The sequence below is a fragment of the Streptomyces tirandamycinicus genome (assembly GCF_003097515.1).
In the GTDB taxonomy this organism is placed as follows: Bacteria; Actinomycetota; Actinomycetes; order Streptomycetales; family Streptomycetaceae; genus Streptomyces; species Streptomyces tirandamycinicus.
This window is the reverse complement of sequence record NZ_CP029188.1, coordinates 7,192,201-7,207,141: the sequence shown is the minus strand read 5'-3', so window position 1 is coordinate 7,207,141 and position 14,941 is coordinate 7,192,201. Positions and strand designations below refer to the sequence as shown.

General features: G+C 71.1%; 11 protein-coding genes and 3 pseudogenes. 4 read left to right on the top strand and 10 right to left on the bottom strand.

What is annotated here, in order from left to right; all coding sequences use genetic code 11:
- Nucleotides 1–126: 126 nt before the first annotated feature.
- A pseudogene (locus DDW44_RS31220) lies at nucleotides 127–846 on the bottom strand (transposase); the annotation flags it as partial.
- 121 nt (nucleotides 847–967) lie between these two features.
- Here DDW44_RS31220 and DDW44_RS31215 point away from each other — a divergent pair.
- A pseudogene (locus tag DDW44_RS31215) lies at nucleotides 968–4,019 on the top strand (Tn3 family transposase).
- Nucleotides 4,020–4,096: 77 nt separating this feature from the next.
- On the opposite strand, the gene DDW44_RS31210 reads toward DDW44_RS31215, so the two are convergent.
- Nucleotides 4,097–4,312, bottom strand: coding sequence for a hypothetical protein (locus DDW44_RS31210; protein WP_244224169.1), 216 nt, complete (start codon nucleotides 4,310–4,312; stop codon nucleotides 4,097–4,099).
- Between the two features lie 252 nt (nucleotides 4,313–4,564).
- Here DDW44_RS31210 and DDW44_RS31205 point away from each other — a divergent pair, with 252 nt between their 5' ends.
- Together DDW44_RS31205 and DDW44_RS31200 are read left to right on the top strand one after the other, a co-directional pair.
- Nucleotides 4,565–5,572 carry a hypothetical protein gene (locus DDW44_RS31205; RefSeq protein WP_108908639.1) on the top strand — a complete coding sequence of 336 codons (1,008 nt, stop codon included), beginning with the start codon at nucleotides 4,565–4,567 and terminating at the stop codon, nucleotides 5,570–5,572.
- 266 nt (nucleotides 5,573–5,838) lie between these two features.
- Complete coding sequence (locus tag DDW44_RS31200) at nucleotides 5,839–6,372, top strand: hypothetical protein (RefSeq protein WP_108908638.1); 534 nt, start codon at nucleotides 5,839–5,841, stop codon at nucleotides 6,370–6,372.
- 26 nt (nucleotides 6,373–6,398) lie between these two features.
- Here DDW44_RS31200 and DDW44_RS31195 read toward each other — a convergent pair whose 3' ends face one another.
- Nucleotides 6,399–6,779, bottom strand: coding sequence for a hypothetical protein (locus DDW44_RS31195; RefSeq protein WP_108908637.1), 381 nt, complete (start codon nucleotides 6,777–6,779; stop codon nucleotides 6,399–6,401).
- A gap of 56 nt (nucleotides 6,780–6,835) precedes the next feature.
- On the opposite strand from DDW44_RS31195, the pseudogene DDW44_RS31190 reads away from it, so the two are divergent.
- Nucleotides 6,836–7,413: pseudogene (locus tag DDW44_RS31190) on the top strand (transposase); the annotation flags it as partial.
- A gap of 345 nt (nucleotides 7,414–7,758) precedes the next feature.
- On the opposite strand, the gene DDW44_RS31180 reads toward DDW44_RS31190, so the two are convergent.
- The 7 genes from DDW44_RS31180 to DDW44_RS31150 all read right to left on the bottom strand — a co-directional run bounded on the left by DDW44_RS31180 (nucleotide 7,759) and on the right by DDW44_RS31150 (nucleotide 14,767).
- Complete coding sequence (locus DDW44_RS31180; RefSeq protein WP_108908636.1) at nucleotides 7,759–8,991, bottom strand: ATP-grasp domain-containing protein; 1,233 nt, start codon at nucleotides 8,989–8,991, stop codon at nucleotides 7,759–7,761.
- The gene (locus tag DDW44_RS31175; RefSeq protein WP_017949497.1) at nucleotides 8,988–9,950 is read right to left on the bottom strand and encodes a PLP-dependent cysteine synthase family protein; all 963 of its coding nucleotides are present in this window, start codon (nucleotides 9,948–9,950) and stop codon (nucleotides 8,988–8,990) included. The genes DDW44_RS31180 and DDW44_RS31175 overlap by 4 nt, the downstream gene beginning before the upstream one ends.
- Nucleotides 9,951–9,994: 44 nt before the next feature.
- The gene (epsC, locus tag DDW44_RS31170) at nucleotides 9,995–10,636 is read right to left on the bottom strand and encodes a serine O-acetyltransferase EpsC (protein ID WP_017949498.1); all 642 of its coding nucleotides are present in this window, start codon (nucleotides 10,634–10,636) and stop codon (nucleotides 9,995–9,997) included.
- Between the two features lie 73 nt (nucleotides 10,637–10,709).
- A complete protein-coding gene (locus DDW44_RS31165; protein WP_108908635.1) occupies nucleotides 10,710–11,978 on the bottom strand; it encodes an ATP-grasp domain-containing protein in 1,269 nt (422 codons plus the stop codon).
- A complete protein-coding gene (locus tag DDW44_RS31160; protein ID WP_108908634.1) occupies nucleotides 11,975–13,225 on the bottom strand; it encodes an ATP-grasp domain-containing protein in 1,251 nt (416 codons plus the stop codon). Before DDW44_RS31160 ends, DDW44_RS31165 begins: the two co-directional genes overlap by 4 nt.
- 232 nt (nucleotides 13,226–13,457) lie before the next feature.
- Nucleotides 13,458–14,375, bottom strand: coding sequence for a GNAT family N-acetyltransferase (locus DDW44_RS31155; RefSeq protein ID WP_108908633.1), 918 nt, complete (start codon nucleotides 14,373–14,375; stop codon nucleotides 13,458–13,460).
- Between the two features lie 98 nt (nucleotides 14,376–14,473).
- Entirely contained in the window at nucleotides 14,474–14,767 is a 294-nt protein-coding gene (locus tag DDW44_RS31150) for a hypothetical protein (RefSeq protein ID WP_108908632.1), read from the bottom strand.
- Nucleotides 14,768–14,941 lie beyond the last annotated feature (174 nt).

The following is a 14,941-nucleotide window of genomic DNA, read 5'->3' as shown; positions in this document are numbered from 1 at the left end:
CTCGACCGGCGGCGCACCCGGCCGGCGCGGCATCGGCTGACGGAACTCGGCCGGCGGCTCACCCGGCTGACGCGGCACCGGGCCCCGGGGCGGGCGCCCGCCCGGCCAGGGATGCTCCTATGGCTGTCAAGCCGCTGGAGCCAGGTCGGTTTGAGTGATTTGTTCGGTTGGTGTGCTGGTCAGAGCGGGGTAGACCTCGCGGGCGACGAATCGCTTGAGGCAGCGCATGATGTCCTTCTTGTTCAGCCCTTCCTTGGTGCGGCGTTCGACGTAGGCGCGGGTGCGTTCGTCGAAGCGCATGCGGGTGAGGACGATGGTGTGCAGGGCGTTGTTCGCCGCCCGGTCGCCACCGCGGTTGAGGCGGTGGCGGTGGGTTCGTCCGGACGAGGCCGGGATCGGTGCGACCCCCGCCAGGTGCGCGAACGCGCCCTCGGACCGCATCCGCTCCGGGTTGTCCCCAGCCGAGGCCAGCAGCTGGCCGGCGGTCTCGGGGCCGACGCCGAACAGCTCCGGCAGCTGCGGGGCGGCCCGTTTGACCAGCGGGCCGATCTCGGTGTCGAGGTCGGCGATCTCGGCGTCAAGTGCCTGGTGACGCCGGGCCAGGCGGCGCAGCGATGCCCGGGTCGCCGTCAGCGGCCGCGACAGATCGTCTCCGGGCCGCAGCCGGGTGAGTGTGCGTATCAGTGCGGCCCGGTCCAGACCGGCGACCTGTTCACGCAGCATCGCGGGGGCTGAGACGAGCAGGCCGCGTATCTGGTTCATCGCCTGGGTGCGGGCCTTGACCGCGCTGCGGCGGGCGAGTCGCAGGACACGCACGGCCTCGACCACGCCGTCCCGACTCGGGGGTTGAGGAACATCCGTGTCAGATCGTGCGCTAAGCCCTCGCGGTCCTATTCGGCGCTTTGACCTGGGCTGATCGTACGGCGGAGCCTTCGCGGGTCGATGTTGTCGATCTTCGGAGGCCCTCGTGGCGGTCGAGTTCTTGTCGGATCAACAGGCAGCCCAGTACGCGGCGTTCAACGGAGTGCCGTCCCGTGCGGAGCTGGAGCGGTATTTCTTCCTGGATGACTCGGATCTGGAGAAGGTGCAGGCCAAGCGGCGTGCACACAACCGGCTCGGGTTCGCGGTCCAGCTGACGAGTGTGCGGTACCTGGGCCGGTTCATGCCGGACCCGCGGCAGGTGCCGGCGGAGGTCGCCGAGTATCTGGCCGAGCAGCTGGGGATCGCGGATGCGTCGTGTTTGAAGGAGTACGGCGAGCGGGACGGGACGGCGCGTACGCACGCCGGGGAGATCCAGGAGGCCGGGGGCTGGCGGGACTTCGCCGAGGTGCGGGACGAGCTGAGCGAGTGGCTGGATGCGCGGGCCTGGACGACGGGCGACGGGCCGAAGTCGCTGTTCGACGCGGCGGGCGGGTGGCTGCGCGAGCGCCGGGTGCTGCTGCCCGGGGCGAGCCGACTGGCCCGGCTGGTGGGCACGGTGAGGGAGGCGGCGAACAACCGGCTGTGGGACACCCTGTACGGCCTGCTGAGCACCGGTCAGCGGGCCGTGCTCGACTCCCTGTTGAGCGTGCCGCCGGGTGCCCGGGTGTCGGAGCTGGACCGGCTGCGGCGGGGCCCGGTGCGGATCTCCGGGCCTCAGATGAAGTGGGCGCTTCAGAGGGCGGAGGAGATCGCCGCTTTTGGGATGGGTGAGGTGGACGTGTCCGGGATACCGCCGCGGCGGCTGGCGGAGTTGTCGCGGTACGGGGTCGACGGCAAGGCGTCGCTGCTCAGGCGGCACGGGGACTCCCGGCGGCTGGCCACGTTGCTGGCCACCGCGGTTTACCTGACGTCCCGCGCGGTCGATGACGCCCTGGACCTGCTCGAAGTGCTCATCGCCACGAAGCTGCTGGCCAGGGCCGAGCGGGAGACGATGAAGGAGAAGCTGAAGACCCTGCCGAAGGTGGAGCGGGCCTCGGCGAAGCTGGCCACCGCGTTCCAGATCGTGTTCGACACCACGTCCGAGCAGGTCGACACCGACACCGGGGAGATCACCCCGCCCGAGGTGGAAACGCTGGATGCGATGTGGGCGCGGATCGAGCAGGTGGTGCCGCGCCACGAGCTGGCGGCCGCGATCGCCGCGCTGTTCGAGCTGACCCCGCCGCTCGACTCGGACGCGGACGAGGCATGGCGGACCCAGCTGGTCACCCGGTTCGCCGTCGTACGGCCGTTCCTGAAGCTGCTGGTGGACGTGGTCGACTTCGACGCCACTCCGGAGGGCCTGCCGGTCCTGAACGCGCTGAAGTCGCTGCCGGACCTGATGGGCCGCAAGAAGGTCGGCCCCGCCGAGATCGACACCGGTCTGCTGGCCGGTTCGTGGCGGCGGCTGGTGCTGTCCGCGCCGCACCTGGAGCCGGGCACGGTGGACTGGAAGGCGTACGCGTTCTGCGTGCTGGAGCAGCTGCACCGGATGCTGCGGAGCAAGCAGGTATTCGCGAAGAACTCCTCCAAGTGGGGCGACCCGCGGGCCAAGCTCCTCGACGGTGAGGCGTGGCAGCAGACCAAGCCCACCGTGCTCGCCTCGCTCAACCTGCCCGCCACGGCCGGGGAGCACCTGGCCGCGCGGGCGGCGCTGCTGGACGGCACCTACCGGGAGGTCGCGGCCCGGGTGCCGACGAACTCCCAAATCGTGTTCGACGACGACGGGCGGCTGCACTTCGCCGCCCTGGAGCCGGAGCCCGAACCTGCCTCCCTGCGGGCCCTGCGGGAGGCGGTGGAGGCGATGCTGCCCCGCGTCGACCTGCCGGAAGCCCTGCTGGAGGTGTTCTCGTGGACCGGCGCCGACCAGGCGTTCACCTCGGTCACCGGCAGCGAGGCGAGGCTGAGGGACCTGCACGTGACGATTGCCGCGCTGCTGGTCGCGCACAGTTGCAACGTCGGCTACACCCCCGTCATCGGCGCCGCCGACCCGCTGAAGTACGGCCGTCTGTCCCACGTCGACCAGACCTATCTGAGGCTGGCGACGTACCGGGCGGCGAACGCCACGCTGATCGACTATCAGGCGTCCGCTCGCGCAAGTCTGGGGCGGTGGCCTGGTCGCTTCCGTGGACGGCATGCGGTTCGTCGTCCCCGTCCCCAGCGTGTACGCCCGGCCGAACCCGAAGTACTTCGGCCGCCGGGGCGGGGCCACCTGGCTCAACATGATCAACGATCAGGCGGCGGGGCTGGGCGGGAAGGTGGTGGCCGGCACCCCGCGCGACTCGCTGTATGTGATGGACGTCCTCTACGACCGCGACGGCGGCAAGCGCCCCGAGATGATCGTCACCGACACCGCGAGCTACAGCGACATCGTCTTCGGCCTGCTCACTCTGGCCGGGTTCGCGTACGCGCCGCAGCTCGCGGACCTGCCCGACCAGAAGATGTGGCGCATCGACCGCACCGCCGACTACGGCGCCTTCCAGGACGCGGCCCGCGGCCGGATCGATCTCGCCCGGATCGAACGCCACTGGGAGGACATCCTGCGGATCATCGGCTCCATCCACACCGGCGCCGTCCGCGCGTACGACGTAATCCGCATGCTCTCCCGCGACGGGCGCCCGACCCCGCTCGGCGACGCGATCGCCCACTACGGGCGGATCTCCAAGACCCTGCACATCCTGCGCCTGGCCGACGAGCCCGGCTACCGCCGGCAGATCAAGGTGCAGGCCAACCTCCAGGAGGGCCGCCACGCCCTCGCCCGGAAGATCTTCCACGGGAAGCAGGGGCAGCTGTACCAGCGCTACCAGGACGGCATGGAGGACCAGATCGGCGCCCTCGGCCTGGTCCTCAACGCCCTCGTGCTCTTCAACACTCGGTACATGGACGCCGCGGTCAACCAGTTGCGCGCGGACGGCTTCGACGTCCGCGACGAGGACGTCGCCCGCCTCTCACCGTTCGTACGGCACCACATCAACATGCTCGGCCGGTACTCATTCCAGCTCCCTGACCTGCCCGGCGGCCTGCGCCCGCTGCGCGACCCGGACGCCGCTGGCGACGAGTGAGTGACCGAGCTCCGCCCACTTGTCCAGGCGTTGGCCACGGGGTCCTCCGGGATGCCGGAGGACCCCGTCCATGAAGGTCAGGAACCGATCTCCCGGCGGAGAACGGGGACGCTGACCCCGAAGGCCGTGAGACCAGCAATCGTGGCGGTCGAGACCTGACGGGTGCCGAGATACGTCAGGCACCCGATGCCGACACCGATGATCACAGCAATCGTCAGCACGAGCGCGGAGTGGGCGCTGAGCAGCGGAGCACGGCTCGTGTCATCCGGGGAAGGAGGCAGTACATTGGTCAAGCTCGTTTCTACCTTTCGAGCATTTGGCGGAAGCGGCCCCGGGTGCATCCGGGGCCGTTCGCGTTGGTGCGAACGGCGTGCCGCCGAGTTCTGCCGAGCGGGGCACTCTGCCCCTGCAAGACCAAGTCTGTATGGCTTCCGGTACCCTCCAGCGGGTATGAATCGACGCTTTGACCCGCATCGGAGAGTTACAGGTTACCTCTTCGATGCGGGTCAAAGCGGCGAGGTTAAACCGTCAAAAATGAGGTGCGCGTGGACCGGGACACGGAGTCGCTGGAGCGCCGGATACGGCGTCTGCAGAAGCTGGAGAAGGACAACCTGTTCCGGGGAGTGAACGGGACGCTCCGCGAGGTGTGGCAGGAGGGGAAGCAGCCGGCCGCACTTCGCCTGCGCCACAACTTCGTGATCGACAAGGTGGACGTGGACAGGCAGCCCCCCGCGTCGCGGCTGCTCAACCCGCGCGGCATCGCACTCCGCTTTTACCTGCTCGCGCTCTTCGAGGCGCAGTGTCGCCTTGATCCAGGTGCCGAGTGGACCGGGGACCGTACCTTCCGCGGTCGTCACGGGTGGAAGGACTTCGTCGCCATCGACGTGGGATACAACAGTGCGACAGGCACGTACACCTGGGCACCGCCCCGCGCACAGGAGACCAAGCGGATCCGCCAGGTCAAGGGTGCGTTGTGCACCCTTGAAGACCTGGGTGATCAGGCGCTGGTCGAGATACCTCGGAAGAAGGGCGGACACCGGGATCACAGAGCCTTCAGGCTGATGCGCGAGACGGGGAGAGGGACCGCCCTCGCTGCCGACTACTACGTTGTGCCGACAGCTGACGACACAGTGATCGAAGTCCCGATCAACTTCTTCCTCCAGGGCTGGGTGCAGGTGCTGTACCCCTCGGAGATCTTCACCTGGCTCAGCCTCCGCTTCCTGCGACTCAAGTTCCCCGGCGAGCATCAGGAGTCCGGAAATTACCTGTACGCGAAGAAGCGGGAGTACTTCCACCTACTCCGGGACTCGTACGAGGACAGCTGCCAGACACTCGTGGAGCTCGGACTGATCCGCCGTATGCCGACCGCAGCGGAGAGATCTGCACCTGCACCTGGCACCTTCGAGAGCCTGTTCCAGCAGCCCAGACAGCCCGGCGGCCGGGCTGACCGCTACGAGCCATACCGGTACCAGCTGATCGACGAGGGACTTGCCGTGGATGCCCTGGAGAAGTGCATGAGGGAACTGGTGCTCAGGCAGAACGGGAAGGACTGACGCGCTCACCTATGTGGCGGATGTCCCTGGTTCGTGAGGCACCACATCAACATGCACGGCCGGTACTCGTTCCAACTCCCCGAGCTGCCCGGCGGCCCGCGTCCGCTGCGGGCCCCGGACGCCACTGACGAGGAATGACGGGCCCTAACGGGACGTCTTCGGGAGCTCGCCTGATCCGGCTGCGTGGTCCCAAAGCCGTTGTATGACGCGCCATAGCGCCGCACTGTGCCGTTGCTCCTACGGTCGATCAGACGGAAGAGGTATCGATGACCGACTGGTGGGCAACTGGGACGAGCATTGCGGGCGCGGCCGCCACGGTGGGAGCGGTCGGCGTTGCTCTGTGGGTCGCGATTCGGGAAGGCCGGCAGCGCGATGCTGAGAGACGAGATGCTGAGGCGGGGCAGGCGCGGCTCGTGACCTGCCGCATGCAACTCGGGAAGATCGGAAGTCGCAGGGGCAGCTGCGTGATCCACAACTTCAGTCGGCACGCCGTCGTCGACATCGAGCTGTGCTCCGTGACAGCGGTGGATCCAGCAACTGGTGAACGATGGACAACCGCCGAGACAGCCGGGCGGCGAACGTGGGCCGAGGGGGAACCCCTCGGCCCAGGACTGAGCTACGAGTTCGATCTCCTCAACTGGGTTCAGGAGGGCTCTACGGAGCCGAAGGACGACTGGATGCCGCGCGGTGGCTGGCACACCGCGCGGATCAAGTTCGTGTATCGCTTCACCGATGCTGCTGGCTTGAGGTGGGAGCGGCGGAACGATGAGCCGCCAGTGCGGGTTCTGGGCGACGACTGAGTACCAAGCACAACAGTGTCCCTCCGCTACTCGTCTTGGGAAACGTGCGGCGGCAGCTGTAGCTCTGTGGGGGTCTCGGCAAGACGACTGAGTGCCTGGAGCTGATCTGGGGTGATGGCAGCGAAGAGCTCCCCAGGGGAAACGGGTCCGCCGCGAGTCTGGTCAACGGCCCACTGCACAAGATCTGCATGTGCTTCCATCTGCCGCGCCTGCGCCTCCATCTGGCGCGCCCGGGCGTTCTCTTGGCGCGCTTCGGCTTCCCCTCTGTCCGCCTCCGCCTCGATCCGGCGGGCGCTCGCTTCGTCAGCTCGTCGCTTGTTGCTCCAGTCACGGACAAGCTCGGCGATCTTGATGGATGGTGTCCCGTCGAGTGGTGTAGCAGCGATCTCCGCATAGCCCCTGGTCATGGGGCGGCCATCGCGCAACTCTCCGAGTAGCGAAGCTCGTTGAGAGAGGTGACGCGATGGCCTTGTCCCAGCATGACTTACTCCGGCTGATGGAGTCACTGCGTACGGCGGACGGAATCGAGTTGATCAGGGTCCTGGCCCAGCGGATCCTGCAGGAACTCATCGAGGCCGAGGCCACCACCCACATCGGCGCGGAGCCCGGCGAGCACGCCGAGACCCGTACGACCTGGCGCAACGGTCACCGCGACAAAGTGCTGACCACGCAGGCCGGAGACCTGGACCTGGCCATCCCCAAGATCCGCACCGGCACCTTCTTCCCCAGCCTGCTCGAACGCCGCCGCCGTATCGACCGGGCCCTTTACGCCGTCATCGTTGAGGCATACGTCCACGGAGTGTCCACCCGCAGCGTGGACGACCTGGTCAGGGCCCTGGGCGCGGACACCGGGATCTCCAAGAGCGAGGTCTCCCGGCTCTGCGCCGGACTGGACGCCGAACTCACCGCCTTCCGCACCCGCCCGCTGGACCACACCCGATTCCCTACATCTACCTGGACGCGACGTACTGCAAGGCGCGGGTGAACCACCAGATCGTGTCCCAGGCCGTGGTGATCGCCACCGGCATCACCGAGGACGGCGGAACTCGGTCCTGCACACGATCGCGATCTGCCAGATCCGCGACGGCGGCCGCGGCCAGGACTACTACCTGCGCAAGATCGCCGAGGGGAAGACCCCGTCCGAGGCCCGCCGGGCGCTCAAACGACGGCTGTCCAACGTGGTCTACCGGACCATGAAACGAGACCATCGGAGCCAACTCACCGAAGCCGCTTGACACACAGAGGCGCTATGAAGTCACAAACGCCCGTCCGGCCGCGTGCGTGGTGACGCCCGGCGGGCCGACGAATCCCAAACAGGACAGTCGAGACGTCAGTCAGCCGAGGGGTCACACCCACCAGCAGCGTCACCACGTCACATCCTCACTGTCAGCCGATGTCGAGCCCCGCCCTGAACCAGGCCTCCGCCACCCTGATCCGCGCCTCCGTCTCGGCCCGGTCCGCGCCGGTGACCACGAACGCGGCGAGGAAGTCGCCGGAGTGCGAGGCGTCCCGGACGCTCTGCCCGACCTCCGCGTACGTCGTGTACTTCACGACGCCCGGCGGCAGGGCCGCCGGGTCCGGGAGCGCCCGCAGCACGCCGGGGCGCTTGGTGAAGAGCAACTGCCCGGCGAGCCGCTCGGGATCACGGCGCTCCCCGGCGTCCACGGGCAGGCCGAGCTGCCGGCGCACGGGGTACTCCATCGGGTCGAAGCCGAACAGGACGCGCTGCACGTCCCGCACCCCCGCGCCACCGGCGCGCGAGGCGGCCTCGCACAGGACGAGCTCGCCGTCAGGGGTGTGGAACACCTCGATGTGGAAGGCGAAGTGCTCCGGCCCGCCGAACGCCTCCAGCACCCGCTCGCCGAACGCGACGAGCCGGCGGGCCAGCGGGTCGGCGGTGTCGAGCGCGATGTCGACGCGGCCCTTGCGGTCCCGGTAGTCGGCCAGTGCGTACTGGTACTGCGAGGGCCACAGGGTGGCGATCCGCCCGTCGAGGACGGTGCCGTCGATGTGGCACATGGAGCCCTCGACGAACACCTCGGCCAGCCACTGCGGTTCGCCGTCAGGACCGGCGATCTCGGCGGTGCGCAGCCAGCCGGCGAGCTCCTCGCGGGTGCGCAGGACGGACACGCCCACGGAGAGCGCGCCGCGCCGGGGCTTGACCACGAGCGGCAGGCCGTGGCGGTCGGCGAAGGCGCCGAGGTCGTCCGCCGAGCGCAGCAGCGCATGGTCGGCGACGGGGATGCGGGCCCGTACCGCCGCCTGCTTCATCCGCCACTTGTCGCGGTACACGAGGGCGGAGCCGGGCCGCTGGCCCGGCAGGCCGTACCGTTCGCGGAGGGCGGCGGCCCGCTCGATGTCGAACTCCTGGCAGGCGACGACGTCGGTGACGCCGAACCTCTCGACGAGCTCGGCTGCCCGCTCGGCCACGTGCGGGCCGGTGTCGTAGCCGGTCAGCGCCTCGGCGTGCAGGTACGGCGCTTCGGTGGGCAGTTCCTCGCCGAACAGGGCGAGCTGTTCGGCCGACGCCAGCAGCACGATCTTCTCGCCGTGGTCGGCGAGCCACCGCTCGTACGGGTTGGCGCGCAGCGAGCCGCGGTGCAGGACGAGCGTGGTCATATGGCGGTCCTCTCGTTCCAGATGCTGACGTAGCGTTCCCCGGTGTCCGGCAGGACCGTGACGATCGTCCGGCCCGCGTACTGCGGGTCCCGGGCCAGCAGGGCCGCGGCGTGCACCGCGGCACCCGAGGAGAGCCCGGCGAACAGGGCCTGCTGCCGGGTCAGCGCGCGGGCGGTGGCGAGGGCGGCCTCGTCGGAGCAGGTGAGCACGCGGTCGATGAGCGACACGTCCGTGGTGGGGGAGACGAAGCCGCCGTTGAGGCCGGGGATGCGGTGGCTTCCCGCGTACCCGCGGGACAGGACGGGTGAGCCCTCCGGCTCCACCGCGACGATCTCGACCCCCGGGTTGCGCTCCCGCAGGAAGCGGCCGGCGCCGGTGAGCGTGCCACCGGTGCCCACCCCGGCGACGAGGACGTCCACCCGGCCGCCGCTGTCCGCCCAGATCTCGGGACCGGTGGTCTCGTAGTGCGCCCGGACGTTGTCCGGGTTCTCGTGCTGGCGCACGTACCACGAACCGGGGATGGCGGCCTGGACCTCCTCGGCCTTGGCGATCGCGCCGGCGAACCCCTCCTCGCTGGGTGTCTGCACGATCTCCGCGCCGAGCGCGGTCAGCAGGCCGATCCGTTCCGGGGTGGCGCTGTCGGGCAGTACGACGACGCAGCGGTAGCCGCGTACCGCGCTCAGCGCGGCCAGGGCGATGCCGGTGTTGCCCGAGGTGGACTCCACCACCGTGCCGCCGGGGGCGAGTTCGCCGCGCTGCTCGGCGCCGTCGAGCATGGCCAGGGCGGCCCGGTCCTTGCTGCTGGCGAAGGGGTTCGCGGACTCGATCTTGGCTAGGACCTCGGTGCCGGGTGCGGCGTCGGGGACGGCGAGGCGGACCAGGGGGGTGTTGCCGATGAGTTCTTCGAGGCCGGCGGCGATGTGCCGCCCGGCGGGTGCGGTGAGGAGGTCGGTGGTCACGGCGGGACTCCCGGGGTCGTCGGGGGAAGGGGCGGGGCGGCGGTTCACCAGGACCCCGCGGAGGCGAGTATCCGTACGGCATCGGGAGTGCCGGGCGGGCCGGCGAGTCCGGTGGCGTCCCCGACGGGCCGCAGACCGGGCGCGGGGCGGACGACGGAGCGCGGCGCGTACACCCGGGCCCCGGGCGGCAGGTCCTCGGTGACGGTGGCCATGGCGCCGATCAGGGCGTGGTCGCCGACGGTCACGGGGCCGAGCACCGTGGCGTTCGCGCCGAGGACCACGCCGTTGCCGACGACCGGGTGCCTGCGGGCACCCGGAGGGCGGCGGTTGTCGGTCCACCAGCCCACCGCCCCCAGCGTCACCTGCTGGTAGATCGTCACGTCGTCGCCCACGACGGCCGTTTGGCCGATCACCACGGACGCGCCGTGGTCGATGAAGACGCGCCGGCCCAGCACCGCACCGGGATGGATCTCGACTCCGGTGCGGCGGCGGGCGACCCGGGCGACGGTGCGCGCCGCGGTGCGCAGGCCCCGCCCGTACAGCCGGTGCGCCACCCGGTGGGCCCACAGGGCTGACAGCCCGGTGTGGCCGAGCGCCTCCCGGCGGCCGGTGAGTGACGGGTCCCGGGCGACGACCACGGCGAGGTCCTCGCTCAGGGTGCGCAGCAGTCCGGGTTGTGGGGACATGACAGGTCAACTCCTCTCGGGCGGGCGGCCGGCGCGCCGGGACGGACCGCGGGCCGCATACCGCCGTGTGCGTTCAGGCGGCTCGCGCCCGTGCCGCCGCGGCCGCGGGCTCGACATCGATACGGATCGCCTCCCGCACCAGGCGCTCGCACAGCTCCACCGCGGCGTCGGTGTCGCCGGCCGTGACGACGACGCTGCCGAGCCGGTCCCAGTTGTCGCGCAGCGGCCGTACGGTGTCCCCGGGGCGTACGGAGACCTGCGCGGCCAGCACGTCCGGCCGGGCCCGGACCTCCTCCACGCCCGAGACGGAGGTGACGGTGCCCGGTTCGCGCAGCACGGCGCGCATGGCGGCGGCGCCCTTCGCCTCCGGCGGGGAGGTGAGCGGATCGGTCAGGCCGAGGGGCCACGCCGCGCCGTAGGCGACCATGTCGATGCCGTACGCGGCCTCGACGAGCTCCACGATGTTGCCGCCGCCGAGCCGGTTGTGGGACTCGATGACGACCGGGCCGCGCGAGGAGAGCCGTATCTCGGTGTGGCTGGGGCCGTCGGTGACGCCCATGGCGGTCAGGAACTCCTCGACGGCGGCGGTCAGCCGCTGCCGGTCGGCGCCGGGCAGGCGGGCGGGCACGGCGTGGCCGAGCTCGGCGAAGTGCTCCTCGCTGGTCAGCTTCTCCGTCACCGCGACGACGACGTGGCGCCCGGCGAAGCTCAGCGCCTCCACGCTGAACTCGGGGCCGTCGATATAGGACTCCATCAGGTAGCCGTCGACGGTGAACATCGTCGAGCCGCGGTCGGTGCGGCCGCCGTCCAGCTCCCGCACCCGTGCCCACACCCGGTCCAGGTCCTCGGGGCTCTCGGCGCGGACCAGGCCGAAGCCGGCGGTCGTCGAGACCGGCTTGAGGACGAACGGGTAGCCGGCGCGCTCGCCGAAGGCGTCGAGCGAGGCCCGGTCCGTCACCAGGGCGGTGTGCGGGACCGGCAGGCCCCGCTCGGCGAGATGACGGCGCATCAGCCACTTGTCGCGCATACGGCGGCTCACCTCGTGGCGCCGCCCGTCGGTCAGCCCGAACAGGTCGCCCAGCCGGCTCGCCGGGTTCAGGCCCGGCTCGGTGAGCGAGACCACGGCGTCCACGCCGTAGACCGCGCGCGCCGCCTCGGCGAACGGCCGTACGACGTCCCAGTCGGTGTAGTCGACGACGAGCAGCACGTCCGCGGCGCGCGTCTGGTAGCCGGTGACCTTGTCGGGGTGCTGGATCAGGACGACGGTGACGCCGAGCGCCTTGAAGCGCTCGAGATGGGCGTCGACGCCGCCGATCAGCAGAACGGTTCTGCCGGTGCTCAACGGTGGGCTCCCTTCGCGGTGGCCGGAACGGCTTCGCGGACGTCCGCGCGCAGCAGCCCGCGGACGCGGGCGATGCGGTCGGCGGCCTCGGCGGGCGATTCCGCGTCGACGACGACGTAGCCGTGGCGGGTGGACGAGTCGGTGGTGCGCGGCAGTTCGTCCCCCGGGGCGAAGGGGAAGTGCAGCGCCTGGACGTAGGGCAGGGCGCGGATGGCGTCCAGTCCGCCGACGGACCGCAGCCGGCCGGCGGGCAGGAGGAAGAAGCCGACGGACGCCGTGTGCCGGGGCACCGGCGCCTCGAGGGGCGCGCCGGCGAGGGTCCGGAAGATCGCGGCCTCGATGTCGAAGTCGGAGGCGGTCTCGATGAGCAGCGGGATGCGGTCGCCGCCCAGCCGGGTCTGGGACTCGACGATGCGCGGGCCGCGGCCGGTGAGGATCACCTCGGTGTGCGCGGGGCCGAAGCGGTATCCGGCCAGGTCGAGCAGCCCGATGACGACCGCGTGGATCGCGGTCCGCTCGTCGTCGCCGAGCGGCGCCGGATGGACGTGCGAGGTCTCCACGAAGAAGGGGGCGCCCGTGGTGTGCTTCGCGGTGATGCCGATGACGTGGTGCACGCCGTCGGCGGAGAGGGTCTCGACGCTGTACTCGGGACCCTGGAGGTACTCCTCGACCAGGTACGGGCCGCCGAGACCGGCCCGCGTGACCCGGTCGGTCCACTCCTGGAGGTCGTCCGCGTCGCGGATCAGCGCGACGCCGCGGCTGCCGGAGGCACCGACCGGCTTGACCACGGCGGGCAGCGGCAGCCGGGCCGCGGCCGCCGCCACCTCCTCGACGGTCGCGGCGGACTCCGAGCGGACCACGGACAGGCCGTGCCCGGCGAGCAGCCCGCGCATCGCGGCCTTGTCGTTGAGCCGGGTGACGGCGGAGGCCGGGTTGGGGGAGACGCCGAGCGCCTCGGCCTCCGCGACGGCGGGGGGCATCGACTGCTCGGCGCCCAGGTGCAGGACGGTGCCGATGCCGTGGGTGCGGACGGTGTCGGCGATGAGGGCGCGTAACCCGGCCTCGTCGGAGAAGTCGGTCAGCAGCAACTCCCGGGCGTGCTCGGCGACCTGGTCGAGGTACTCCCGCTCGCGCAGCGCCGGGTCCCAGATCGCCCAGACCTCGAAGCCCGCCTTGGCGGCCTTGCGGACGAACTGGCTGTAGGGCATCACCATCAGCAGCCGGTCGGGCGCGGCGGTGGATGTCATGACGGGGTGCTCCGTTCTCGTAGGGCCCCGCGCCGCTCCGCTCCGCGGGCGCGCGGTCCCTGTCCGGTGGCGACTTCACGAAGACGCGGCGAGGGTCTGCCGGCCGCTTACGGTGAGGGGGCGAGTCGGTATCGTGGCGTCAGATGTCGGGACAGGGCCCGGTCGGGAGCACTGTCACCGGTGGGGGAGGCCTGACCGCGGGCGTTCCCGGCCGAGATCCCCGGTCGTCGGGTCACACGGCGATCTTGTTGAACCGGCTGACGAAGCGTGCCCCTCGAACGGTGAGGACGCGGTGGAGCGCCTCGTGGTCGTGCAGGTCGCCCGTGTCCAGGGTGAACAGGGCCCGGGCGGCGCCGAGTCCGCGCAGCTCGGCGAGGGCGGCGGTGAGCAGGGCGAGCCCGATGTCGAGGCCGCGGTAGGCGGGGGCGACGCCGAGGTCCAGGACGCGTCCCTCTCCGACGGCGGACTGGGCCAGGACATGGCCGACGGGATGGCCGCGCACCTCCAGCAGCAGCGCCACACCGCCGCTCTCGCGCAGCCGCCGCAGCCGTGCGCGAAAGTACGCGGCGTCCTCCGTCTTGGGCCCCTGGGTCATGCTGCGCAGGTGCAGCATGTGCAGGGCCGCGGCATCGTGCGGGCCGGCGGGGCGGATGCTTCCCCCGTCGGGGAGCAGCGGCGGCAGCGGCGGGACCGCCAGATCGATGTCGTACTGACCCGCCGTGGCGCCGTGGACGAACCCCGCCTCGCGGAGGAGGGAGGGGACCACCAGGTCGCCGCGGAGCACCCCGCCGACGGTGACGGTGCAGGGCCTGCCCCGCTCCCTCACGAGCTCGTCGGCCCGGTCCAGCAGCAGGCACAGCAGGGTGCGTGCCGCACTCTCACCGTGCGGGCCCGGCATCGATGTCAGCGCGGCGTCGAGGACGTCGCCGCGCGGAGTCAGCGCCGCCCAGGCGAGCACCACGTCGCCGGGGCCGGTCAGGCACCAGCTGTTCTCCTCGTACCCGGGGTTGCTCGTCTCCAGCAGGATGTCCTCGTGGGTGCAGGTGGCGACCCCCGTGATGTGCTCCTCGTAGGACCGCACCAGGCGCACCAGGCTGTCCACCGGGACGTCGGCCGGTCGTTTGACGGCGAGCCGTCCGTGCAGGGTCATGGTTCGTACCCCCCTTCCTGGGGAGGTCGGGTCCGGCGGTCGGGCCGGAGCGTTCGGGTCGCCGGCGCCGGGTCGGCGGCGCCGGGTTCGGGCCGGGGTCAGACGGGCGCGGGCAGCGCCTCCTCGCGGAGCGGGGCGGATTCCCGGCACCGGGTGCCGGTGCGAGCCGGCGCCCGCTCCTGGTCGCGGAGCGGGTACGCGCCGTCCCGCGGGCCCGGCGGGAAGGGCCGGACATCCGCCCGGCGCACCGTCACGTCGGCACGCGTGCGGGCCGCCCGCGCCGGCCCGGTGAACGCCTCCCGGCCGAACGGCCCGCCGGCCGGAGCGAGCACCGTGCGCCGCCAGGCCGTGCCGGGCACGATCCGCCGCCGGGGCGGGCCGTCGGCGAGCATGATTCCGGAATCCAGACGAATCGTGGAAAGGAATTCGCCAAAACAACGGAATTCGCAGGAGTTCACAGCGGTTCTCCTTTCTCCTCGACCGGCTGGATTCCGGCGCCGGTACGGGGGATGTTCCCGGCGTACTCCGGAATGCTACTTGCCGTCCCGTCCGGCTCGTTCTCCGAG